Origin of the sequence: Streptomyces sp. NPDC058683, from assembly GCF_042716195.1 — a bacterium.
In the GTDB taxonomy this organism is placed as follows: domain Bacteria; phylum Actinomycetota; class Actinomycetes; order Streptomycetales; family Streptomycetaceae; genus Streptomyces.
On sequence record NZ_JBHXSK010000079.1, the window covers coordinates 18,195 to 40,872 of the forward strand.

Annotated in this window: 21 protein-coding genes; all 21 read left to right on the plus strand. The window is 72.3% G+C overall.

From position 1 onward, the window contains the following. Positions 1-32: 32 nt before the first annotated feature. The 21 genes from ACFWXC_RS49175 to ACFWXC_RS49275 all read left to right on the plus strand — a co-directional run bounded on the left by ACFWXC_RS49175 (position 33) and on the right by ACFWXC_RS49275 (position 22,558). Positions 33-1,073 (plus strand): methyltransferase, encoded by a 1,041-nt coding sequence (locus tag ACFWXC_RS49175; protein WP_384490152.1) that lies wholly within the window; start codon positions 33-35, stop codon positions 1,071-1,073. A 138-nt stretch (positions 1,074-1,211) separates the two neighbouring features. Continuing rightward, positions 1,212-2,132 carry a MarR family winged helix-turn-helix transcriptional regulator gene (locus tag ACFWXC_RS49180; RefSeq protein WP_384490154.1) on the plus strand — a complete coding sequence of 307 codons (921 nt, stop codon included), beginning with the start codon at positions 1,212-1,214 and terminating at the stop codon, positions 2,130-2,132. Positions 2,133-2,365: 233 nt separating this feature from the next. Continuing rightward, complete coding sequence (locus ACFWXC_RS49185; protein WP_384490156.1) at positions 2,366-4,081, plus strand: NAD(P)/FAD-dependent oxidoreductase; 1,716 nt, start codon at positions 2,366-2,368, stop codon at positions 4,079-4,081. Positions 4,082-4,112: 31 nt separating this feature from the next. After that, on the plus strand, positions 4,113-4,688 hold the full coding sequence (locus tag ACFWXC_RS49190; protein ID WP_384490158.1) for a flavin reductase family protein: 576 nt from the start codon (positions 4,113-4,115) through the stop codon (positions 4,686-4,688). 1 nt (position 4,689) lies between these two features. Then, positions 4,690-6,489: an acetyl/propionyl/methylcrotonyl-CoA carboxylase subunit alpha gene (locus tag ACFWXC_RS49195; RefSeq protein ID WP_384490160.1), complete on the plus strand. Its 1,800-nt coding sequence runs from the start codon at positions 4,690-4,692 to the stop codon at positions 6,487-6,489. Positions 6,490-6,505: 16 nt separating this feature from the next. Next, positions 6,506-7,456, plus strand: coding sequence for a hypothetical protein (locus tag ACFWXC_RS49200; protein ID WP_384490162.1), 951 nt, complete (start codon positions 6,506-6,508; stop codon positions 7,454-7,456). A 65-nt stretch (positions 7,457-7,521) separates the two neighbouring features. Next, on the plus strand, positions 7,522-8,988 hold the full coding sequence (locus ACFWXC_RS49205) for an FAD-dependent monooxygenase (RefSeq protein ID WP_384490164.1): 1,467 nt from the start codon (positions 7,522-7,524) through the stop codon (positions 8,986-8,988). 137 nt (positions 8,989-9,125) lie between these two features. Beyond that, positions 9,126-9,455, plus strand: a complete 330-nt coding sequence (locus ACFWXC_RS49210) for a TcmI family type II polyketide cyclase (protein WP_360483600.1) — start codon at positions 9,126-9,128, stop codon at positions 9,453-9,455. After that, positions 9,452-10,726 carry a beta-ketoacyl-[acyl-carrier-protein] synthase family protein gene (locus tag ACFWXC_RS49215; RefSeq protein WP_384490166.1) on the plus strand — a complete coding sequence of 425 codons (1,275 nt, stop codon included), beginning with the start codon at positions 9,452-9,454 and terminating at the stop codon, positions 10,724-10,726. Before ACFWXC_RS49210 ends, ACFWXC_RS49215 begins: the two co-directional genes overlap by 4 nt. Next, a complete protein-coding gene (locus ACFWXC_RS49220; RefSeq protein ID WP_384490168.1) occupies positions 10,723-11,931 on the plus strand; it encodes a ketosynthase chain-length factor in 1,209 nt (402 codons plus the stop codon). Before ACFWXC_RS49215 ends, ACFWXC_RS49220 begins: the two co-directional genes overlap by 4 nt. A 289-nt stretch (positions 11,932-12,220) precedes the next feature. Continuing rightward, positions 12,221-12,496, plus strand: a complete 276-nt coding sequence (locus ACFWXC_RS49225; protein ID WP_384490170.1) for a phosphopantetheine-binding protein — start codon at positions 12,221-12,223, stop codon at positions 12,494-12,496. 110 nt (positions 12,497-12,606) lie between these two features. Beyond that, on the plus strand, positions 12,607-13,392 hold the full coding sequence (fabG, locus tag ACFWXC_RS49230) for a 3-oxoacyl-ACP reductase FabG (protein WP_384490172.1): 786 nt from the start codon (positions 12,607-12,609) through the stop codon (positions 13,390-13,392). 29 nt (positions 13,393-13,421) lie between these two features. Next, positions 13,422-14,360 (plus strand): aromatase/cyclase, encoded by a 939-nt coding sequence (locus ACFWXC_RS49235; RefSeq protein ID WP_384490174.1) that lies wholly within the window; start codon positions 13,422-13,424, stop codon positions 14,358-14,360. Between the two features lie 3 nt (positions 14,361-14,363). Further along, positions 14,364-16,661, plus strand: coding sequence for an SDR family oxidoreductase (locus ACFWXC_RS49240; RefSeq protein ID WP_384490176.1), 2,298 nt, complete (start codon positions 14,364-14,366; stop codon positions 16,659-16,661). A gap of 4 nt (positions 16,662-16,665) precedes the next feature. Continuing rightward, positions 16,666-18,402 carry an MFS transporter gene (locus ACFWXC_RS49245; RefSeq protein ID WP_384490178.1) on the plus strand — a complete coding sequence of 579 codons (1,737 nt, stop codon included), beginning with the start codon at positions 16,666-16,668 and terminating at the stop codon, positions 18,400-18,402. A gap of 2 nt (positions 18,403-18,404) precedes the next feature. After that, positions 18,405-18,860 (plus strand): acyl carrier protein, encoded by a 456-nt coding sequence (locus tag ACFWXC_RS49250; RefSeq protein WP_384490180.1) that lies wholly within the window; start codon positions 18,405-18,407, stop codon positions 18,858-18,860. An 8-nt stretch (positions 18,861-18,868) separates the two neighbouring features. Continuing rightward, positions 18,869-19,714, plus strand: coding sequence for a 4'-phosphopantetheinyl transferase family protein (locus ACFWXC_RS49255; protein WP_384490182.1), 846 nt, complete (start codon positions 18,869-18,871; stop codon positions 19,712-19,714). Positions 19,715-19,817: 103 nt separating this feature from the next. After that, positions 19,818-21,329: an acyl-CoA carboxylase subunit beta gene (locus ACFWXC_RS49260; protein WP_384490190.1), complete on the plus strand. Its 1,512-nt coding sequence runs from the start codon at positions 19,818-19,820 to the stop codon at positions 21,327-21,329. A gap of 14 nt (positions 21,330-21,343) precedes the next feature. Next, the gene (locus ACFWXC_RS49265) at positions 21,344-21,634 is read left to right on the plus strand and encodes an acyl-CoA carboxylase epsilon subunit (protein ID WP_384490184.1); all 291 of its coding nucleotides are present in this window, start codon (positions 21,344-21,346) and stop codon (positions 21,632-21,634) included. Positions 21,635-21,669: 35 nt separating this feature from the next. Continuing rightward, a complete protein-coding gene (locus tag ACFWXC_RS49270; RefSeq protein WP_384490186.1) occupies positions 21,670-22,245 on the plus strand; it encodes a nuclear transport factor 2 family protein in 576 nt (191 codons plus the stop codon). 4 nt (positions 22,246-22,249) lie between these two features. Beyond that, the gene (locus ACFWXC_RS49275; RefSeq protein ID WP_384490188.1) at positions 22,250-22,558 is read left to right on the plus strand and encodes an acyl carrier protein; all 309 of its coding nucleotides are present in this window, start codon (positions 22,250-22,252) and stop codon (positions 22,556-22,558) included. Positions 22,559-22,678: the final 120 nt, after the last annotated feature.

Here is a 22,678-nt window from a genome sequence, read left to right on the forward strand (position 1 = left end):
ATCTCACCCCCCACGACCGCCAGGAGGCTGACATGACCGACCGGAGCGAAGTCCAGGGACAGCGGCGTTCCCTCGCCCTGTGGGAGCTGGCCGACCTGGTCACCCCCATGGCCGTGCGGGTGGCCGCCACCTACCGGGTCGCCGACCACATCGCCGCCGGCACGGCCACCGCGGTCGGCATCGCCCAGGCCGAGCGGCTGCACGCCGAGTCCCTCGACCGGGTGCTGCGCCACCTCGTCACCGCCGGCGTCCTCACCCGCGCCCAGGACGGCGAGACCTACGGGCTGACCGGACTGGGCGAGCAGCTGCGCTCCGACCACCCCGGCGCCCAGGTCCGGCTGATCGACACCGAGGGTGCGATTGGCCGCGGCGACCTCAGCCTGGTGGACCTGCCGCACACCGTCCGCACCGGCGAACCCGCCTACCCGGTCCGCTACCAGATCGCCTTCTGGGACGACCTGGACACCGACCGTGCGCTCGCCGAGTCCTTCGACGCGGTGATGGCCGACAACCTCTCCCGTGACGTCCCCTCGATCGCCGCCGCCTACGACTGGTCCGCGCGCGGCCACGTCTACGACCTCGGCGGCGGCAGCGGGGTGCTGCTCGCCGGCCTGCTCGCCGCCCACCCGACGCTGCGCGGCACGGTCGTCGACCTGCCCGGCACGGTGGGCCGGGCCGAGGAGCGCTTCCGGGCCGCCGGCCTGGACGGCCGCGCCGACGCCGTCCCCGGCAGCTTCTTCGAGGAACTGCCCGCGGGCGGCGGCGCCTATGTGCTCTCCTCCGTCCTGCACAACTGGACCGACAAGGAGGCCCTGCAGATCCTGCGGCACTGCGCCGACGCCGTCGCCGAGGACGGGCGCGTGCTCGTCGTCGAGGAGACCGGCGAAGGCACCGAGACCGGCATGGACCTGCGGATGATGGCCTACTTCGGCGGCGTCGAACGCTCCCTGGAGGAGCTGGAGCAACTCGCCGCGCAGGCCGGTCTCGCGGTGGCCGGGGTGTACCGGGCGAGCGGGCAGGCGTCCGCCGTCCGCTCCTTGATCGAACTGGTGCGCGACGATCGAGCGCACTGACCCACCCGTGCCGCCGGACCGCCCCGGACGTTCCCGGGGCGGTGCAGCGGGCCGAACAGCGTGCGAGCCGGTGCATATACTCGGGAAGGAGGTGCTGTCTTGCGGAGTTCAGGCGATTCCAGCGGTGCGCGGGGTCCGGTGACCCGGACCGAGGAGACCGCGGAGATCCCCGGAGTCCTCCCGGATTCGCTCACCGGCTTCATCGGCTACCTCCTGCGCCGGGTCTACGCCCAGTTCGCCGCCAGCGGCGACGGCGGCGACAGCGACTCCCGCGACTTCCTGGTCCTCGACGCGCTCACCGGCCACGACTGGGAGTCCCAGCTCGACCTCGCGGAGCGGCTCGGCATCAACCGCACCATCATGGTCGGCGTCATCGACCGGCTGGAGGCCCGGGACGAGGTGCGGCGCACCCGCAACCCCGACAACCGGCGCCAGTACGTGCTCTCCCTGACCGACCGGGGACGGGAGGCCGTGGAGGCCAGGCGGCGGGCGGTCGCCGAGCGGGACGCCCGGCTCACCGCCGTACTGACCCCCGAGGAGACCGCACGGCTCGACGAGCTGCTCGCCCGGCTGCTGCCGGAGTCCGCGCAGCCGCTCGTGCAGGGCACCGAGTACCTGGTCGCGCAGGCCCATCACCGGCTGCGCAAGCACGGCGACGACAAGCTGGCCGGCACCGGGCTCAGGGTGCGCCACTACGGGCCGCTGTACGCCCTCGACGTCCTCGGGGCCATCTCCCAGCAGCGGCTCGCCGAGCTGCTCGCCATCACCGGGCCCGCCGCCTCCCAGCTGGTCGACGAACTCGTCAAGCTGGGCCTGGTGCGCCGCGGCCGCGATCCGCACGACCGCCGCCGCTACGCCCTCGAAGTGACCGGACTCGGCCGCGAGCAGCTCGCCGTGGTGGTCCGGGCCGTCGCGGAACTCGCCGGGGACGTCTCCGCCATGCTCGGCCCCGGCGGCGAGGAGGAGCTGCGCGAGCTGCTGCTGAAACTCCTCGCCCCGACCCATTCCGGACCCGCATTCTCCGAGAACGCCAAGTCATCTGTCTCCGCCAGGGGTTGACCCTCTGGCCAAAGGCTGTCACGCTTTATCCAGCGGCTTCCCCGCGCCTTTTTCCAGGCCGTTCACGGGCCCCCTCCAGGCTCTTCTCTCCAGGCTCTTCGTAACGCTTCCAGGCTCTTCGCAGCGCCCTTCCGAATCATTCCGGAAGGGCCACGAGGGGCCTTTTTTCATGCGGATTTCCCGCTCCACGCGGAATTCCCGTTGCGCACCGCCCCTCGACGAAGGAGACAGTCATGGTCGCGCAGAAGACCGACGGCTCGCCCGAACCGGCGCGCATACCCGAGGACATGACCTACGACGTCATCATCCTCGGCTCGGGCCTCGCCGGCTCCGTCACCGGCACCATCCTCGCCCAGCACGGCGCCAAGGTGCTGCTGGTCGACGCGGCCGCACACCCGCGCTTCGCCATCGGCGAGTCCATGACCCCGCAGCTCGTGGAATGGATCCACATCCTCGCCGAGCGCCACGACATCCCCGAACTGAAGAGCCTGTCCAGTGTCCAGGCCTCCACCCGCGACATCGGCCCGACCTTCGGCACCAAGGCGCACTTCGGCTTCATGAAGCACGAGGTCGGAAAAGAACCCGACCCGCGGGAGGCCACCCAGCTCGCCCTGCCGAAGATATTCCACCAGAACAGCCATATGTTCCGGCAGGACAGCGACGCCTTCATGTTCCACGTGGCGATCAAATACGGCTGCACCCCCCGGCAGAACTGGCGCGCCAACGAAGTCGATTTCGACGACGACGGCGTCACCGTCACCGGGAAGAGCGCCGCCCCGGGCGCGGAGCCCGAGCGGTACCGGGCCAGGTACCTGGTGGACGCCTCCGGCTTCCGCTCGCCGCTCGCCGACAAGTTCGACCTGCGCGACAAGCCCACCGCCCGCTTCAAGCACCACTCCCGCTCGATGTTCACGCACTACGTCGGCATCAAGCGGTTCGACGACGTCAGCGGCCACCCGCAGGACCTGCGCCCGCCGGCCGACTGGCACACCGGCACCATGCACCACCTGATCGAGCGCGGCTGGTTCTGGATCATCCCGTTCGACAACCACCCCGACTCCCGCAACCCGCTGTGCAGCATCGGCCTGACCATGGACGAGCGCACCTACCCCAAGCCCAAGGACCTCACCCCGGAGCAGGAGTTCCAGCTCTTCCTCGACAAGTACCCGGCGGTCAAGCGCCAGTTCGCCGGCGCCACCCGGGTCCGCGAGTGGATCTCCACCGACCGGCTGCAGTACTCCTCGAAGCAGACCATCGGCGACCGCTGGTGCCTGATGTCCCACGCGGCCGGCTTCCTGGACCCGCTGTTCTCCCGCGGCCTGTCCAACACCATGGAGGTCGTCGACGCCCTGACCTCGCGGCTGATCCCCGCCCTCAAGGACGGCGACTTCTCCGCCGAGCGCTTCGCCTACGTCGAGCAGGTCGAGCAGGGCCTGCTCCAGTACAACGACGACCTGGTCAACAGCTCCTTCATCGCCTTCTCCCACTTCCGGCTGTGGAACGCGGTGTTCCGGGTCTGGGGCTCCTTCATCACCCCCGGCACCATGCGGCTCACCCGGGCCCGCCTCAAGCACTTCAAGGACCGCGACGTCCGGCACTTCGACGAGCTGGAGCAGGTGCCGTACCCGGGCCTGTGGTGGCCGCAGAGCGACTCCTTCAAGAAGATCCTGGAGGCCACCGCCGAGACCTGCGAGAAGTACGAGGCCGGCGCGCTCAGCGGCGACGAGGCCGCCGACATCGTCTTCGGGCTGCTCAAGGAGTCCCCGGTCGTCAACCCGGTCTTCGGCTGGAAGGACGAGGAGCAGCGGTTCATCTACCCGTCCGTGGCGACGATGGCCCGCTTCCTGTACTGGGCCTCGGTCCAGGCCCCGCCCGAGATGAACAGCGTCGGCCGCGAGTTCCTGCTCGGCATCGTCAAGGCCGGGGCGAAGGTCCGCAAGCTTCTCTGACCACTGCCAGACAAGCCAGAAAGGGATGCGCATGTCCGCAGCAGCGCGGTCGCTGACCCGCGCCCAGGAGACCCGGACCGCCGAGCAGACCCTGCCGGTCGAGCCGACGAGCCTGCGCCGCGTGTGCGGCCTGTTCACGACCGGCGTCACGGTCATCACCACCGGCCCCGACGGCGACGCGGACGGCACCACCGTCAACTCGTTCACCTCGGTCTCGCTGGAACCCCCGCTGGTGCTGTTCTGTCTGCACCAGCAGTCCCGGCTGCACACGCTCCTGGAGCAGAGCGGCGGGTTCACCGTCAACTTCCTCTCCGGACGCCAGCAGCCGCTGGCCCGGCACTTCGCCGGACGCCGGTCCACCGCCTTCGAGGGCGTCCCGCACCACTTCACCGAGGACGGGCTGCCCGTGCTCAGCGAGGCCCTCGCCTACCTGACCTGCACCACGGTCGACATCCACACGGCCGGCGACCACGACATCGTCATCGGCGAGGTGGTGGACCTGGGCGTGCCCGAGCACGGCCAGGAGCCGCTGGTCTTCTTCGACGGCTCGCTCGGCCCGCTGCAGTCGGGCACGGACCGCTTCCACCACACCGAGCAGGCGTCCTGACATGCGCCGGGTGCTCATCGCCAACCGTGGCGAGATAGCCGTGCGTGTCGCCCGGGCCTGCCGGGACGCCGGGATCGCGAGCGTCGCCGTCTACGCGGACCCCGACCGGGACGCCCTGCACGTCCGGGTCGCCGACGCGGCCTACGCCCTGGGCGGTGACACTCCGGCCACCAGCTACCTGGACATCGACAAGGTCCTGCGGGCCGCCCGGGAGACCGGCGCGGACGCCGTCCACCCGGGCTACGGCTTCCTCTCCGAGAACGCGGAGTTCGCCCAGGCCGTCCTGGACGCGGGCCTGACCTGGATCGGTCCGCCGCCGCAGGCCATCCGCGACCTCGGCGACAAGGTGGCCGCCCGGCACATCGCCCAGCGCGCCGGCGCCCCGCTGGTCGCCGGCACGCCGGACCCGGTGGGCGGCGCCGACGAGGTCGTGGCCTTCGCGGCGGAACACGGGCTGCCGATCGCCATCAAGGCCGCGTTCGGCGGCGGCGGGCGCGGGCTGAAGGTCGCCCGGACGCTGGAGGAGGTGCCGGAACTCTATGAGTCGGCGGTGCGGGAGGCGGTGGCCGCCTTCGGACGCGGGGAATGCTTCGTGGAGCGCTACCTGGACCGGCCACGGCACGTGGAGACGCAGTGCCTCGCGGACCGGTACGGCCACGTCGTCGTCGTATCGACGCGTGACTGCTCGTTGCAGCGTCGGCACCAGAAGCTGGTGGAGGAGGCTCCGGCGCCGTTCCTGACGGCGGCGCAGACCGCCGAGCTGTACCGCGCCTCCAAGGCGATCCTGCGGGAGGCCGGGTATGTCGGCGCGGGGACCTGCGAGTTCCTGGTCGGGCAGGACGGCACGGTCTCCTTCCTGGAGGTCAACACCCGTCTCCAGGTCGAGCACCCGGTGACCGAGGAGGTCGCCGGCATCGACCTGGTCCGCGAGATGTTCCGGATCGCCGACGGCGAGGAACTCGGCTACGACGACCCCGAACTGCGCGGTCATTCCTTCGAGTTCCGGATCAACGGCGAGGACCCGGGCCGCGGGTTCCTGCCCGCCCCCGGCACGGTCACCCGCTTCGACCCGCCGACGGGTCCGGGCGTACGGCTGGACGCGGGCGTGGAGTCGGGCAGCGTGATCGGTCCCGCCTGGGACTCGCTGCTGGCCAAGCTGATCGTGACCGGCCGGACCCGCAAGGAGGCCCTTCAGCGGGCAGCCCGCGCCCTGGACGAGTTCCGCGTCGAGGGGATGGCCACGGCCATCCCCTTCCACCGGGCCGTGGTCAGGGACCCGGCGTTCGCCCCGCAGGAAGGGCCCTTCACCGTCCACACCCGGTGGATCGAGACCGAGTTCGTCAACGGGATCGAGCCCTTCACCGCACCCGCACCCGCCCCCGACGCCGGGACGGCGGAGGACGGGCGCGAGACCGTGGTCGTCGAGGTCGGCGGACACCGGCTGGAGGTCTCGCTGCCGGCGGTGCTCGGACGGGTCCCGGACCGGGTGCCGAGCCTGGCCGGGGCGGCCGCGCCGCGGGCCCGCCGCCGTACCGCGTCCGGCTCCGCGCCGGCCGCGTCCGGGGACACGCTCACCTCGCCGATGCAGGGCACCGTCGTCAAGGTCGCCGTCGCCGACGGGCAGACCGTCGAGAAGGGCGACCTGGTCGTCGTCATCGAGGCCATGAAGATGGAGCAGCCGCTCACCGCGCACCGCTCCGGCACCGTGACCGGGATCGCCGCCGAGGTGGGACAGGCCCTCGCCGCCGGCGCGGCCGTGTGCGACATCAAGGACCGAGACACCGACCGAACACCGACTTGATCGAGGACTGGTCGACTTGGCACACCTCACCTACACCGACGCCATGAACGGAGCGCTGGAGCGGCTGAGTTCCGTGGGGTACGAGCACGGGCGCAGCTTCGTCAACCACGCCCCGATGGCCGCCGAGGCCCTGGCGCACATGGGTTACGCCGACGAGGTGCCCGACTGGGTGGAGGGGCATCTGCGCAGCCACTCCTTCCACGACGTGCCCGAGCGGCGGTTCACCATCGACCCGGCGGACGAGGCCGACTGGCGGCAGGCGCTCGGCGACTTCGGCCGGGTCGCCGACTGGACGACGCTGTTCGAACGGGAGCTGGCCGAGGACCGGTGGGCCGACGTCCTGGCCCGCTGGTGGCCCCGGCTGCTGCCCGGCATGTCCGGGGTGCTCACGCACGGGGTGATCCGCACCGCGCACGCGGTCCGTGCCGTGGTGACCGCGGGCCCCGACCACCGGATGCAACTGGCCGAACTCGCCCAGGGCCTGGGCTACTGGGCGGCCCGCTACTCGGAGGGCGGGGTCGTCGTCGAGGAGCACCCGGGCGAGGACGGCGCCGCCGGGGACGTCGTACCGGCCCTGGACGAGCTCGTCGCCGAGTTCTCCGGGATCTACGCCACGCTCTCCCTCAACCACCCCGTCCCGCTGATCCACTCGGTCACCGGGCCCGCCGCCGTACGCCTGGTGGTGGAGCACCTCCCCAAGGCGCAGCGGTGGCCGTCGTACCAGGTCGCGCGGGCCGTCAGCCGCACGATGCTCGACTGGTTCCACGTCGTGCCCCGGCCCGCGGCCCCGCTGCCGGACGCCCCCGACGTGGCCGGCCTCTTCGCCGAGGCCGTGGGGATCGGCGACGAGCACGCCATCAAGCTCGCCGAAGTGGCCGTACGGCACCAGGCATGGGCGCCCGATCCGCGGCACGCGGCGGCCGCGCACGTGGCGAACCGGGCCATCGGGCGCCTCCTGCACCGCTGACAGATCGTCTTCGACGGTCCCGCAGACCGGACCGTACGGACCGTTACCCGTTCCCGAGGAGTGTCATGGACGCACAAGTCATCGTCGTGGGCGCCGGGCCGGCCGGCATGATGCTCGCGGGCGAGCTACGGCTCGCGGGCGCCGACGTCATCGTTTTGGAGAAGCTGCCCGCGCGCACCGGAGAGTCGCGCGGCCTCGGCTTCACCGCCCGCACCATGGAGGTCTTCGACCAGCGCGGACTGCTGCCCCGCTTCGGGGACATCGAGGTCAGCAACGTGGGCCACTTCGGCGGCCTGCCGGTCGACTTCGGTGTCCTCGACGGCGCCCACCAGGCCGCCAAGACGATCCCTCAGTCGGTCACCGAGACCGTCCTGGAGGAGTGGGCCGGCCGGCTCGGCGCGGACATCCGGCGCCGGCACGAGGTGCTGTCCGTCAAGGAGAAGGAGGACAGCGTCGAGGTCGAGGTGCGCGGCCCCGAGGGCGTGCACCGGCTGCGCGCCGAGTACCTGGTGGGCTGCGACGGCGGCCGCTCGACCATCCGCAAGGCCGCCGGGTTCGACTTCCCGGGCACCCCGTCGACGCTGGAGATGTACCTGGCCGACGTGCGCGGTATCGAGCTGGAGCCCCGGATGATCGGGGAGACCCTGCCCGGCGGCATGGTCATGGTCGGCCCGCTGCCCGGCGGCATCACCCGGCTGATCATCTGCGAGCGCGGCACCCCGCCGCAGCGCCGCGAGAAGCCGCCCACCTGGGCGGAGGCCGCGGCGGCCTGGCAGCGGCTGACCGGCGACGACATCTCGCACGCCGAGGCGGTGTGGGTGTCGTCGTTCGGCGACGGCACCCGCCTGGTCACCGAGTACCGGCGCGGCCGGATCCTGCTCGCCGGGGACTCCGCGCACATCCATCTGCCGGCCGGCGGCCAGGGCATGAACACCAGCATCCAGGACGCCGTGAACCTCGGCTGGAAGCTGGGCGCGGTGGTGCGGGGGCGGGCGCCCGAGGCCCTGCTCGACACGTACCACGACGAGCGGCACCCGGTCGGGCAGCGGCTGATGATGAACACCCGGGCCCAGGGCCTGCTGTTCCTGTCCGGACCCGAGGTGCAGCCGCTGCGCGACGTGCTGAACGAGCTGATCCGCTATCCCGAGGTCAGCAAACACCTGGCGGCGATGGTCTCCGGGCTTGAGATCCACTACGACCTCGACGGGGGCGCGGGCGCGCTGCTGGGCCGACGGCTGCCGAACGTGCCGCTCGCGGGCCACAAGAGGGTGGCCTCCAGCACGGAGGCGCTGCGGTCCGGGCGGGGTGTCCTGCTCGACCTCGCCGACAACGCGCGGCTGCGGGAGCGCGCCTGGGCCTGGCGGGACCGGGTGGACGTGGTGACGGCGGTGGCGGAGCTGCCGGCCGACAGTCCGCTCGCGGGTGCCACGGCCGTGCTGGTGCGGCCCGACGGTTATGTGGCCTGGGTGGCGCCGGGCAGTCATGCGGATCTGCCGATGGCTCTTGAGCGGTGGTTCGGGCCGGTCCACTGAGGGCGCCGCAGAGAGTGCCGCGTCGTGTTGTCGTGCGGCTGCCCCGGCGTCGTGGCTGGTCGCGCAGTTCCCCGCGCCCCATCGGGCGCTGCCCCTTGCGGGGCGCTGACAAGTGGCCCCCCTTTGAGGAGATTCCCATGCACAGCACCCTGATCGTCGCTCGTATGGAGCCGGCGCACAGCCAGGACGTCGCGCGGTTGTTCAAGGAGTTCGACGAGACCGAGATGCCGCATCTCATGGGCACCCGGAGGCGTGAGCTGTTCGCCTACCGCGGGCTGTACTTCCACCTCCAGCACTTCGACACCGACAACGGCGGTGAGCTGATCGAGTCCGCCAAGACCGACCCGCGGTTCGTGCGGATCAGCGAGGACCTCAAGCCGTTCATCCAGGCGTACGACCCCGCCACCTGGCGGTCTCCCGCCGACGCGGTCGCCACGCGCTTCTACGACTGGGAGGGCCGGGCGTGAACGCCAGGCGAGTGGTCATCACCGGGGTCGGGGTCATCGCCCCCGGCGGTGTCGGCACGAAGAACTTCTGGAACCTGCTCAGCGAGGGCCGCACCGCGACCCGCGGCATCACCTTCTTCGACCCGTCCTCCTTCCGGTCCCGGGTCGCCGCCGAGGTCGACTTCGACCCCGAGGACCACGGGCTCGGCCCGCAGGAGATACGCCGGATGGACCGTGCGGCCCAGCTGGCCGTCGTCAGTGCCCGCGAGGCGCTCGCCGACAGCGGGCTCGACCTGTCCGGCGCCGACCCGCACCGGGTCGGGGTCACCATCGGCAGCGCGGTCGGCGCGACCATGGGCCTCGACCAGGAGTACCGGGTGGTCAGCGACGGCGGCCGGCTCGAACTGGTCGACCACACCTACGCCGTCCCGCACCTCTACAACTACCTGGTGCCCAGTTCCTTCGCCGCCGAGGTGGCCTGGTCGGTGGGTGCCGAGGGCGCGGCCACCGTCGTCTCCACCGGCTGCACCTCGGGTCTCGACTCCGTCGGGCACGCCGTCGAGCTGATCCGGGAGGGCTCCGCCTGCGCGATGATCGCCGGCGCCACCGACGCCCCGATCTCCCCGATCACCCTCGCCTGCTTCGACGCCATCAAGGCCACCACCTCGCGCAACGACGACCCCGAGCACGCCTCCCGCCCCTTCGACGGCACCCGCAACGGGTTCGTGCTGGGCGAGGGGTCGGCCGTCTTCGTCCTGGAGGAGCTGGAGGCGGCGCGGAGCCGCGGTGCGCACATCTACGCCGAGATCGCCGGGTACGCCTCCCGCTGCAACGCCTTCCACATGACCGGACTGCGCCCGGACGGCGCCGAGATGGCCGAGGCGATCTCGGTCGCGCTGGACGAGGCCCGGCTCAACCCCGAGGCCATCGACTACATCAACGCGCACGGCTCCGGCACCAAGCAGAACGACCGGCACGAGACCGCCGCGTTCAAGAAGAGCCTCGGCGACCACGCCTACCGGACCCCGGTGTCCTCGATCAAGTCGATGGTCGGGCACTCGCTCGGCGCGATCGGCTCCATCGAGATCGCCGCGTCCGTCCTCGCCATGGAGCACAACGTGGTGCCCCCGACGGCGAACCTGCACACCCCCGACCCCGAGTGCGACCTGGACTACGTGCCGCTCACCGCCCGCGAGCACCGCACCGACGCGGTGCTCACCGTGGGCAGCGGGTTCGGCGGCTTCCAGAGCGCGATGGTGCTCGCCCGACCGGAGAGGAACACGGCAGCATGAGCACGCGCACGGTTGTCACCGGGCTCGGCATCGCCGCGCCCAACGGCCTCGGTACCGCCGACTACTGGGCGGCCGCCCGCGCCGGCAAGAGCGGGATCGCCCGGATCACCCGGTTCGACCCGTCCGGGTACCCGGCGAAACTGGCCGGGGAGGTCCCCGGTTTCAGCGCCGGCGACCACCTGCCGAGCCGGCTGCTCGCCCAGACCGACCACATGACCCGGCTCGCGCTCGTCGCGACGGACTGGGCGCTGGCCGACGCGGACGTCAGCCCGGCCGACCTGCCCGCCTACGACATGGGCGTGGTCACCGCCAGCTCCTCCGGCGGATTCGAGTTCGGCCAGGGCGAGCTGCAGAAGCTGTGGAGCCAGGGCAGCCAGTTCGTCTCGGCATACCAGTCGTTCGCCTGGTTCTACGCCGTCAACAGCGGCCAGATCTCCATCCGCAACGGGATGAAGGGGCCGAGCGGGGTCGTCGTGTCCGACCAGGCGGGCGGCCTCGAGGCGCTGGCCCACGCACGCCGGCAGATCCGGAAGGGGACGCAGCTCATCGTCTCCGGGGCGATCGACGCGTCCGTCTGCCCGTGGGGGTGGGTGGCGCAGCTGGCCAGCGACCGGCTGTCCACGGCGGAGGAGCCCGAGCGGTCGTACCTGCCGTTCGACCCGGCCGCGGCCGGGCATGTGGCCGGCGAGGGCGGGGCGATCCTGATCCTGGAGGCCGAGGAGACGGCCGCGCGGCGGGACGCCCGGGTGTACGGGGAGATCGCCGGGTACGGTGCGACGTTCGATCCGGCGCCGGGGAGCGAGCGGCCGCCGGGGCTGCGCAAGGCCGTCGAACTGGCCCTCGCCGACGCGGGCGTGGACGCGGCCGACGTGGACGTCGTGTTCGCCGACGCGGCGGCCGTGCCAGAGCTGGACCGGGTGGAGGCGGACGCGCTCAGCGACGTGTTCGGGCCGCACGGGGTGCCGGTGACCGCGCCGAAGACGATGACCGGGCGGCTGTACTCCGGGGCGGCGCCGCTGGACGTGGCGACGGCGCTGCTCGCGATCAGGGACGGGGTGGTGCCGGCGACGGTGCATGTCTCGCCGGAGGCGAGTTATGACCTCGACCTGGTGGTGGGGGAGCCGCGGCTGACCGAGGTACGGACGGCGCTGGTGCTGGCGCGCGGCTACGCCGGGTTCAACTCGGCGATGGTCGTACGGGCGTAGCGGTTCGGCCGCGGGCCGGTGGGGGCTGATCGCGCAGTTCCCCGCGCCCCTCAAGGGGCGCTGCACTCACGCCGGCTACATAGCTGCGGGCAGTCGTGCCGCTGGGGCGGCACGGGTGGGCGCAGCGGCACCCTGCAAGCGCCGGCAAGCGTCCCCCCGGGCCCCCCGCCGACCCCCGCCCCCCAAGACACACCCGCCCTTCCGGCCCACCACTCTCTCCCACGCCGGGCCGGAAGGGCGGGTGTTCCCGTTCGTGGAAACGATTCGTAGAACCGAAAGGAAGATCACCGTGGCCACCCAGTCCTTCACCCTCGACGACCTCAAGCGGATCCTGCTGGAGGCCGCCGGCGCCGATGAGAGCGTCGATCTCGACGGGGACATCCTCGACACCGACTTCGAGGAGCTCAGCTACGAGTCGCTCGCCATCCTGGAGACCTGCGGACGCATCGAGCGGGAGTACGCCATCACGCTCGACGACACCGTGGTGACCGAGGCGAAGACCCCCCGTGAGCTGCTCGTCCTCGTCAACACGCAGCTCGGTGACGTCACCGCCACCGCGGCCTGACCGACCCCTCTCCCCCCTCCGGCCGCCGGCGCCCGCCCCCCGTTCGTTCCGGGCGCCGGCGGCATCCCCATGCCCGAAAGACCTGAACGCCCTGAAAGGGAGCGGCAGACATGTCCGAACAGCAGCAGAAGGTCGCCCTGGTCTCCGGGGCCACCAGCGGAATCGGCCTCGCCTCGGCGCGGCTGCTGGCCCAGCAGGGCCACCGCGTCTTCATCGGCTCCCGCGACGCCGCGAACGTGGAGCGGACCGTCAAGGAACTGCGCGCGGAGGGACTGGAGGTCGACGGCACCACTCTCGACGTCCGGTCCGCGCTGTCCATCGCGAACTTCGTCCAGGCGGCCGTCGACCGCTACGGCACCGTCGACGTCCTGGTCAACAACGCCGGCCGGTCCGGCGGCGGGGTGACCGCCGACATCGACGACGAGCTCTGGTACGACGTCGTCGAGACCAACCTCAACAGCGTCTTCCGCCTCACCCGCGCCGCCCTCACCACCGGCGGCATGCGGGACAAGAGCCGGGGGCGGATCATCAACATCGCCTCGACGGCGGGCAAGCAGGGCGTGGTGCTGGGGGCGCCGTACTCCGCCTCCAAGCACGGGGTGGTGGGCTTCACCAAGGCCCTGGGCAACGAGCTGGCCCCCACCGGCATCACCGTCAACGCCGTCTGCCCGGGATACGTCGAGACCCCCATGGCCCAGCGCGTCCGCGCCGGCTACGCGTCCGCCTACGCCACCTCCGAGGAGGCCATCCTCGACAAGTTCCAGGCGAAGATCCCGCTCGGCCGCTACTCCACCCCCGAGGAGGTCGCCGGACTCGTCGGCTACCTCGCCTCCGACACGGCCGCCTCCATCACCGCCCAGGCCCTCAACGTCTGCGGCGGCCTCGGCAACTTCTGAAACCCCCGGCACCCTCTAGGAGTTCACGCATGTCCGAGCCCAAGGAAGTCGAGCACGAGATCACCGTCTCGGCGCCGGCCGCCGAGGTCTACCGGCTGATCGCCGACGTGGCCAACTGGCCGCGGATCTTCCCGCCGACCATCTACGTCGACCACCTGGAGCGCTCCGGCCACGAGGAGCTCATCGGGATCTGGGCCACCGCCAACGGCGAGGCCAAGAACTGGACTTCGCGCCGGGTGCTGGACCCCGACGGCCTGCGGATCACCTTCCGGCAGACCGTCTCCACGCCGCCCGTCGCGAGCATGGGCGGCACCTGGATCATCGAGCCGCTCGACGACGGCGCCGCCCGGATCCGGCTGCTGCACGACTACACCGCCGTCGACGACGACCCGGCCGGGCTCGCCTGGATCGACGAGGCCGTCGACCGCAACTCCCGTTCCGAGCTGGCCGCGCTGAAGACCAACGTCGAACTCGCCACCGCCTCCGAGGAGCTGACCTTCTCCTTCGAGGACACCGTCGAGGTCGACGGCTCCGCCAAGGACCTCTACGACTTCGTCAACGAGGCCGACCGCTGGTCCGAGCGGCTGCCGCACGTGGCGACCGTCCGCCTCACCGAGGACACCCCGGGTCTGCAGACCCTGGAGATGGACACCCGCGCCAAGGACGGTTCGACGCACACCACCAAGTCGTACCGGGTCTGCCTGGACGGCCGGAAGATCGCCTACAAGCAGACCACGCTGCCGGCCCTGATGAACCTGCACACCGGCTACTGGACGTTCCGCGAGACCGACGCGGGCACCTTCGCCTCCTCGCAGCACACCGTCGTGCTGCGCCCGGAGAACATCGAGAAGATCCTCGGTCCGGACGCGGGTGTCGCCGAGGCCCGTGAGTACGTCCAGGGCGCGCTCAGCACCAACAGCCGCGCCACCCTGAACCACGCCAAGGCGTACGCCGAGGCGAGGCGCTGACCCATGGCCGGTGCCGACGCTGTCGAGACGCACGTCGTGGTGGTCGGCGCCGGGCCCGTCGGGCTGATGCTCGCCGGGGAACTGCGCCTCGGCGGCGCCGAAGTGACCGTACTGGAACGGCTGGACGCCCCGACGACCCAGTCGCGGGCGTCCACCCTGCACGCCCGCACCATGGAGCTGCTGCGGCAGCGCGGCCTGCTCGAAGGGCCCGGCGGCTTCGGCGACCCCGAGCCGCCGCCCCACGAACCCCGCGGCCACTTCGGCGGCCTCCCGCTCGACCTCACCCTGCCCAGCAGCCATCCCGGGCAGTGGAAGGTCCCGCAGACCCGCACCGAGGAACTCCTCGGCGCCTGGGCGGAGCGGCTCGGGGCGCGGGTGCTGCGCGGCCACGAGGTCGTCGCCCTGCGGGAGGACCGGGACCGGGTGGTCGTCGTCGCCGAACACGGCGGCCGACGGCGGGAGTTCACCGCGGGGTACGTCGTCGGCTGCGACGGCGAGCGCTCGGCCGTACGACGGCTCGCGGACATCCCCTTCCCCGGCAACGACGCCGGACGGGAGCTGATCCGCGCCGACGTCGACGGCATCGACATCCCCAACCGGCGGTTCCAGCGGCTGCCGAACGGGCTCGCCATCGCCGCCCGGCGCGGCGACGGCGTCACCCGGGTGATGGTCCACCGGTTCGGCACCCCGCCCCGCGGCTCGGGCGAGGCGGAGTTCGCCGACATCGTGACCGCCTGGCGGGAGGTCACCGGCGAGGACATCGCCCACGGCACCCCGCTGTGGGTCAACTCCTTCGGCGACGCCTCCCGGCAGGCCGAGCGCTACCGCGCGGGCCGGGTACTGCTCGCCGGCGACGCGGCCCACCAGCAGATGCCGATCGGCGGCCAGGCCCTCAACCTCGGCCTCCAGGACGCGGTCAACCTGGGCTGGAAGCTCGCGGCCACCGTCCTCGGCCGGGCCCCGGCGGGGCTGCTGGACACCTATCACGACGAACGGCACGCGGTCGGGCGTCGCGTCCTGTCCAACATCCGCGCCCAGGCCCGGCTGCTGCTCGGCGGGCCCGAGGTGGACCCGGTGCGCTCGGTCGTCGGCGAACTCACCTCGTACGAGAAGGTCCGCGCGCACCTCGCCGGGATGATCAGCGGTCTCGACGTGCGGTACGGCGGCGTGCCGCACGGCGAAGAGCAGACCGGGCTCGTCGGCGCGCGGCTGCCCGAGCTGCGGCTCGACTCGGGGGCGACCACCGCCGAGCTGCTGCACTCGGCACGCGGGCTGCTGCTCGTGACGGACGAGGCGCTGGCCGGGGCGGCCGGCGACTGGTCGGCCCGCGTCGACACGGTCACCGCACGGCCCCTGGACACCGGTCCGCTCTCCTTCGGGGCCGTGCTCGTACGACCCGACGGTTACGTCGCCTGGGCCGGCGGCTCGGCGGACGGGCTGCGCGAGGCCCTCGGCCGCTGGTTCGCACCCACCGCGCCCACCGCACCCACCGCGCGTGCCGCCGTCCGCTCACCACAACTGACTGGCAGGAGAAGGAAGATGGGCAACCTGACCGGAAAGACCGCCCTTGTCACCGGCGCCAGCCGGGGCATGGGCCGGGCCACCGCCGAGCGGCTCGCCGCCGACGGCGCCCTGGTCGCCGTGCACTACGGCACCAGCGAGGAGGCCGCCGCCGAGGTGGTCGCCGGGATCGAGAAGGACGGCGGCCGGGCGTTCGCGGTCAAGGCGGAGCTGGGCACCCCCGGCGACGTCCACGAACTGTTCCTCGCCCTGGAGGCGGGGCTGAAGGAGCGCACCGGCGAGACCGAGCTGAACATCCTGGTCAACAACGCCGGTGTGATGGGCGGGGTCAAGGCCGAGGACACCACCCCGGAGCAGTTCGACCGGATCTTCGCGGTCAACGCCAGGGCGCCGTTCTTCGTCATCCAGCGGGCGCTGGTGAACATGTCCGACGGCGGCCGGATCGTGAACATCTCCTCGGGGCTGACCCGGTTCGCCAACCCGGACGAGATCGCGTACGCCATGAGCAAGGGCGCGGTGGAACAACTCGCCCTGCACTACGCCAAGTTGCTGGGCCCGCGCGGGATCACCGTGAACAGCGTCGCGCCGGGCATCACCCGCAACGGCAACCCGGTGTTCGGCATCCCCGAGGCCGTCGAGGCCATGTCGGCGCTGTCCACCTTCAACCGGGTCGGCGAACCGCAGGACGTCGCCGACGTCATCGCCTTCCTCGTCTCCGACGACGCCCGCTGGGTCACCGGCTCCTTCGTCGACGCGAGCGGCGGCACGCTCCTCGGGTGACGCGGTGACCAGGACCCTTCCGTCACCGGTCGCCGCCGGTCCGGACGAACGGTTCGGCCCCCGGCTGTGGGGCCTGCTGCTCGTCCTCGCCGGCAACATGCTCATCGACGCGCTGGAGGTGTCCGTGGCGGTGGTGGCGCTGCCCGCCATCGGCACGGACCTCGGGGTGGCGCCGACCGTCAGCCAGTGGGCGATGACCGGCTTCGCCGCCGGCTTCGGCGGCCTGCTCCTCTTCGGCGCCCGCGTGGTGACCCTCCTCGGCCGCCGCCGCGTCTACCTGGCGGCCCTCCTCGTCTTCGCCGCCGCGTCCGTGCTCAGCGCCCTCGCCCAGGACCCGTGGCTGCTCCTCGCCACCCGCCTGACCAAGGGCTTCTGCGCGGCCCTCACGGCCCCCACCGGCCTCGCCATCATCACCAGCACCTTCCCGGAGGGCCGCCCCCGATCCCGGGCCGTCTCGGTCTACACCCTCTTCGGCGCGGGCGGCTTCACGGCCGGCCTGCTCCTCTCCGGCTGGCTGACCGAGACATCCTGGCGCTGGGCGTTCGCCTTTCCGGCGCCGGTGGTACTGCTGCTCTTCGCATGCGGACTGCGCCTGATCCCGAAGGGCGACGAGGAGGCCACCCTGACGGCAGCCGCCCCGAGCCCCCTGAGGAGGGGCGCCGGGAGCACCCTGAAGGCAGCCGACCTGAGCCTTCCAAGAAGGGGCGCCGAGAGCGCCCCGAAGGCAGCTGACCTGAGCGTTCCAGGGAGGGGCGCCGAGAGCGCCCCGAAGGCAGCTGACCTGAGCCTTCCAAGGAGGGGCGCCGAGAGCGCCCCGAAGGGGCGCGGGGAACTGCGCGACCAGCCCCCACGGCGCCGCACCCGAACATGGACGGCGGACCGTTACGACATCCCGGGCGCCCTCACCCTCCTAGGCGCCCTCCTCGCCCTCGTCCAGGGCGTCACCCAACTCCCCGGCCACGGCTGGAGCGACCCGAGAGCCGTCGGGCCGCTCACCGCGGCCGGGTTGCTCCTGCTGCTGCTCTGGCGAGTGGAGCGGCACGCACCCGCCCCCCTCCTGCACATCGGCCCCTCGCTGCGCAGCAACTCCGCACTGCTCCGCTCCGCGGCCGGCGCAGCCTGTCTCAACGGCTCCTACCTGGGCCTCCTGTTCGTCCTGACGTACCAGACCCAGACCCTCGCCGGCTGGTCCCCCCTCCGCACCGCCCTCGCCCTCACCCCGGCCGCCGCGCCCCCGGCGCTCACCGCGCTCGCCTCCGGCCGCCTGGTCGCCAGGTTCGGCGCCCCCCGCCTCATCGTGGCCGGCGCCGCCTGCGCCTTCGCGGGCTACCTGCTCCAACTGCGCCCGGATCCATGGCCGTTGGACTACCCCGGCCGGATGCTGCCCACGCTCCTGCTGGTCGGCGCCGGCTTCGTGCTGTCCTTCGCCGCGCTGAACATGCAGGCGATGTCCCGCCTCGCGCCCGCAGACCGGCTCACCGGCAGCGGCCTGTACCAGACGGCCGTACAGCTCGCCGCGGTCGTCACGGTCGCGCTGGTCGCCGCCCTGCTCGCCGCATACGCACCCGCATACGCACCCGCACTCACACCCGCACTCGCACCCGCCCCGGGCCCGGCCGCAGCGGCCGCCGCCTGCCGGCCCGCGCTGACCCTGGTCGCCGTGCTCGGTTTCCTGGGCCTGCTCGTCGGCCTCACCGGCCTGATCCGTACCCCACCCTCCTCACTCCACGACGGGGAATGACCATGGACCAGACAACGCAGACCTGGGTCTTCGACGACCTGGAGGACGAACTGGACGACCTGGACTACGAGTTCGAGCGCGACCAGATCGTCGAGGTGGTCCCTCCCAGCCTCGTGCACCTCGCCTCCGTCGGCCTCGCCGAGCGCACCCGGATCATCGACGCGTACGTGCGCGGCGAACTCGCCCGGGTGCTGCGGGTGTCACCCGAGAACATCGACACCGTGGGCCGCCCGATGAACAGCCTGGGCATCGGGTCCATCAACGGCCTGGAGCTCCAGCGGCGGATGGAGGCCGCGCTGCGCGTCGACGTCAACCTCAACCGGCTGCTGCGCGCCAACAGCGCCGCCGAGCTGGTCGAGTGCCTGGCCGGACAGCTCGGCCCGGAGGACAGCCCGCACAAGCACGCCGGGAAGGGCGAGTACCACCTCGTCGCGCACGACGTGCCGAGCCCGAGGTGATCGGGCAGATGCCGGTCCTGGAGTTCGGCGCGGCCACCCTCGCCACCGAGCCCCGGGTGCCGGCCGCCGGGCAGCTGGACGTCTGGATGGTCCGCCGGGCGCCTCTGGAGACCGCGGCCGAACTGCTCGACCTGACCGAGCTGAGCGAGGCGGAGCGCAGGCGGACCGCGTCCTTCGTCCGGCCCACGGACGGGGTGACGTACGCCTCCGCGCACGTCGCCCTGCGCCGGCTCCTGGGGGCCTACCTGGGGCTCGCCCCGCAGGACGTGCCGTTCGTGCGGGAGCCCTGCCCGGGCTGCGCCGAACCGCACGGCCGCCCGGCGGTCGCCCACCCCGACCCGCCCCTGCACTTCTCGCTGGCGCACAGCCACGGCATGGCCGTGGTCGCCGTCTCCCGTACGGTCGTCGGCGCCGACGTGGAGCGGCTGCCGCGGGCCGAGACCGTCGAGGTGTGCACCCCGGCGCTGCACCCGGGGGAGCAGAAGGAGCTGGCGGCGCTCGACGACGCCGGGCAGCGGCGCGCGGCCTTCGGGCGGCTGTGGACCCGCAAGGAGGCCTTTCTCAAGGCGCTGGGCACCGGTCTGTCCCGCGACCCCGGCCACGACTACCTGGGTGCCGACCCCTACCGCAGGCCGGCCGGCTGGACGCTGCTCGACCTGCCGTCGGGGCCCCGGCACAACGCGGCCGTCGCGGTACGCGGCGGTGCGCCGGAGCAGGTCACCGTGCGCTGGGTGCCGCCTTTCGCGCTGTACGCGGGACGGACGGTCGACCTGGACGCCGACGGCACCGTGGGCGTGCCCGTGCACCGGGGCGCCGAAGGCACGACCACCGGAGTATCCGACTGGGGAGCGTGACCCACCAATGTCACTCGAACAGAAAACCGGCCGCCCGAGCCTGCACTACCGTGAGCATCGCGGCCAGTGGAGCGCCGCCGAGCGGATCGAGGAGCTCGGCCTGATGAAGGAGGCCGCCCGGCACGGCGACCCGCTCGCCACCGAGCGCCAGCACGCCAAGGGCAAGCTCACCGCGTACGAACGTATCGAACTCCTGCTCGACGAGGGGTCGTTCAACGAGGTCGAGATGCTCCGCCGGCACCGCGCCACCGGCTTCGGCCTGGAGAAGAAGCGGCCGTACACCGACGGTGTGATCACCGGCTGGGGCACGGTCCACGGCCGTACCGTCTTCGTCTACGCGCACGACTTCCGCATCTTCGGCGGCGCCCTCGGCGAGGCCCATGCCCAGAAGATCCACAAGATCATGGACATGGCCGTCTCGGCGGGGGCCCCGCTGGTGTCCCTCAACGACGGTGCCGGCGCCCGGATCCAGGAGGGCGTCTCGGCCCTCGCCGGCTACGGCGGCATCTTCCAGCGCAACACCCGCGCCTCCGGGGTGATCCCGCAGATCAGCGTGATGCTCGGCCCGTGCGCGGGCGGCGCGGCCTACTCGCCGGCCCTGACCGACTTCGTCTTCATGGTCCGGGACATCTCCCAGATGTTCATCACCGGGCCGGACGTGGTCAAGGCGGTGACGGGCGAGGAGATCACCCAGAACGACCTCGGCGGCGCCGACGTCCACGCCACCGCCTCCGGCGTGGCCCACTTCGCCTACGACGACGTACGCAGCTGCATGGAGGACGTACGGCACCTGCTGTCGCTGCTGCCGTCCAACAACCGTGACCTGCCGCCCCGGGCGCCGACCGAGGACCCCGCCGAGCGGCGCACCGACCACCTCCTGGAGCTGGTCCCGGAGGATCCCGGCCGGGTCTACGACATCCGGTCCGTCATCGAGGAGATCGTCGACGACGGCGACTACTTCGAGATCCAGCCCGGCTGGGCGACCAACGTGGTGTGCGCGCTGTCCCGGCTGGACGGCGAGGTCGTCGGCATCGTCGCCAGCCAGCCCGCCTCCTTCGCCGGCGTCCTGGACATCGACGCCAGCGAGAAGGCGGCGCGGTTCGTGCAGTTCTGCGACGCCTTCAACATCCCGCTGGTCACCCTGATCGACGTACCGGGGTTCCTGCCGGGCGTCGCCCAGGAGCACAACGGCATCATCCGGCGCGGCGCGAAGCTGCTCTACGCGTACTGCAACGCCACCGTGCCGCGCATCTCCCTGGTGCTGCGCAAGGCGTACGGCGGCGCGTACATCGTCATGGACTCCCGCTCCATCGGCACCGACCTGGCGCTGGCCTGGCCGTCCAACGAGATCGCCGTGATGGGCGCCGAGGGCGCGGCGAACGTCATCTTCCGCCGGGAGATCGCGGCCGCCGACGACCCCGAGTCCACCCGCGCCCAGAAGATCAAGGAGTACCAGGCCGAGCTGATGCACCCCTACTACGCGGCCGAACGCGGTCTGATCGACGACGTCATCGACCCGCGGGCGACCCGTGGCACCCTGATCCGCGCCCTTGCCATGCTGCGCGGCAAGCAGGCCGACCTGCCGTGCCGCAAGCACGGCAACCCGCCGCAGTGAACGCGGCGGAGGGCATGAACGGCACAGGTGGCGCAGGTGGCGCAGGTGGCGCAGGTGGCACAGGCGGCACAGGCGGCGCAGGCGGCACGGACGGCGCCCTGGTCATCAGGGTCGTCAAGGGCGCGGCGAGCCCCGCCGAGCTGGCCGCGCTGACCACCGTCCTGCTCGCCCGCGCGGCCGCCCTGACCGCGGTGGACCCGTGCCCGCTGGAGTCCCGTCCGGTGGCCGGCTGGCGCCGCCCGGAACGCCTCGCGGCGCACCGCGACCCCCGCGGCTGGCGTCTCGCGGGCAGTCCAGCGGCCTGACCGGCCCCCTCACCCGAATTGGAGCCACGGATCCCATGACGTCCCCGTCCCTCGACCGCGCCGGCACGGTCCTCGAACTGCGTGCCGAACTCGACGCCCTGCGCGCCGAGTTCGCCGTACTCGCGGACCGTGCGGCCGTCGCCGAACTGATCGACCGCTACATCAGCCTGCTCGACACCCAGGACGAACACGGCTTCGACCCCGCCTGGCCGGCCACGGTCTTCACCCCGGACTGCCGGCTGGAGTTCCCGGTCGGCACGGTCGAGGGCCGCGACCAGGCCGCCGCCTTCCACTACGACCGCAAGTCCCGCTTCGCCCGCACCCACCACCTGGCCGCCAACTATGGCATCCGGGTCGACGGGGACACCGCCCGGATCCGTATCCACCTCGTCGCGTCCCATGTGCACCACGACGACGGTCCGGACCCGGACGGCCGCTTCGACATCGGCGGCCACAGCGAGGGCGAGGCGGTCCGCACCCCGGACGGCTGGCGGCTCAGCCGCTGGCGCTTCCACCTGATGTGGTCCGACGGGGCCGGCCCGCGCCCCGGCCCCGACCCGCGCGCCCTGCGCAGTTCCCAGCCACGCCCACGCCCCACGAAAGGACGATGAGACCGTGCCAGCCACACCGACCACCGCGCTCGACCTGGGCGCTCTGCGCGAGACTCCCGGCGACGACCGCCGGCGCGCGTTCGAGACGTTCCTCTGCCGGAATCTGGCCCAGCACCTGGACATCCCTCCGGCCCACCGCATCGCCCGCAACCGCCCCCTCTACACCCAGGGCATCGACTCCCTCACGGCCCTGACCCTGCAGCGCACCCTGGAGTCGGCCCTGAACATCCCGGTGCCCGCCCACCACCTCCTGCGCGAACAGTCGGTGGGCGAACTGGCCGCGACACTGAGCGACTTGGTCGACCGGACCTGAGCCTTCCGGGCTCCTGTGCCGTTGGGGGGGGGGTTGGCCGGCGCAACCCCCCCACACGCCACGAAGCAGTAGTAAAAAATATTCTAAACAGACCGCAACCGGGGGGGTGGGCCCCCGCCG

What these genes read in the sequence shown, in the direction of transcription:
- ACFWXC_RS49175 (WP_384490152.1), top strand. Translation starts at nt 33, where the DNA reads ATGACCGACCGGAGCGAAGTCCAGGGACAGCGGCGTTCCCTCGCCCTG.
- ACFWXC_RS49270 (WP_384490186.1), top strand. Translation starts at nt 21,670, where the DNA reads ATGACGTCCCCGTCCCTCGACCGCGCCGGCACGGTCCTCGAACTGCGT.
- ACFWXC_RS49185 (WP_384490156.1), top strand. Translation starts at nt 2,366, where the DNA reads ATGGTCGCGCAGAAGACCGACGGCTCGCCCGAACCGGCGCGCATACCC.
- fabG (WP_384490172.1), top strand. Translation starts at nt 12,607, where the DNA reads ATGTCCGAACAGCAGCAGAAGGTCGCCCTGGTCTCCGGGGCCACCAGC.
- ACFWXC_RS49195 (WP_384490160.1), top strand. Translation starts at nt 4,690, where the DNA reads ATGCGCCGGGTGCTCATCGCCAACCGTGGCGAGATAGCCGTGCGTGTC.
- ACFWXC_RS49240 (WP_384490176.1), top strand. Translation starts at nt 14,364, where the DNA reads ATGGCCGGTGCCGACGCTGTCGAGACGCACGTCGTGGTGGTCGGCGCC.
- ACFWXC_RS49210 (WP_360483600.1), top strand. Translation starts at nt 9,126, where the DNA reads ATGCACAGCACCCTGATCGTCGCTCGTATGGAGCCGGCGCACAGCCAG.
- ACFWXC_RS49255 (WP_384490182.1), top strand. Translation starts at nt 18,869, where the DNA reads ATGCCGGTCCTGGAGTTCGGCGCGGCCACCCTCGCCACCGAGCCCCGG.
- ACFWXC_RS49265 (WP_384490184.1), top strand. Translation starts at nt 21,344, where the DNA reads ATGAACGGCACAGGTGGCGCAGGTGGCGCAGGTGGCGCAGGTGGCACA.
- ACFWXC_RS49190 (WP_384490158.1), top strand. Translation starts at nt 4,113, where the DNA reads ATGTCCGCAGCAGCGCGGTCGCTGACCCGCGCCCAGGAGACCCGGACC.
- ACFWXC_RS49220 (WP_384490168.1), top strand. Translation starts at nt 10,723, where the DNA reads ATGAGCACGCGCACGGTTGTCACCGGGCTCGGCATCGCCGCGCCCAAC.
- ACFWXC_RS49205 (WP_384490164.1), top strand. Translation starts at nt 7,522, where the DNA reads ATGGACGCACAAGTCATCGTCGTGGGCGCCGGGCCGGCCGGCATGATG.
- ACFWXC_RS49260 (WP_384490190.1), top strand. Translation starts at nt 19,818, where the DNA reads ATGAAGGAGGCCGCCCGGCACGGCGACCCGCTCGCCACCGAGCGCCAG.
- ACFWXC_RS49250 (WP_384490180.1), top strand. Translation starts at nt 18,405, where the DNA reads ATGGACCAGACAACGCAGACCTGGGTCTTCGACGACCTGGAGGACGAA.
- ACFWXC_RS49235 (WP_384490174.1), top strand. Translation starts at nt 13,422, where the DNA reads ATGTCCGAGCCCAAGGAAGTCGAGCACGAGATCACCGTCTCGGCGCCG.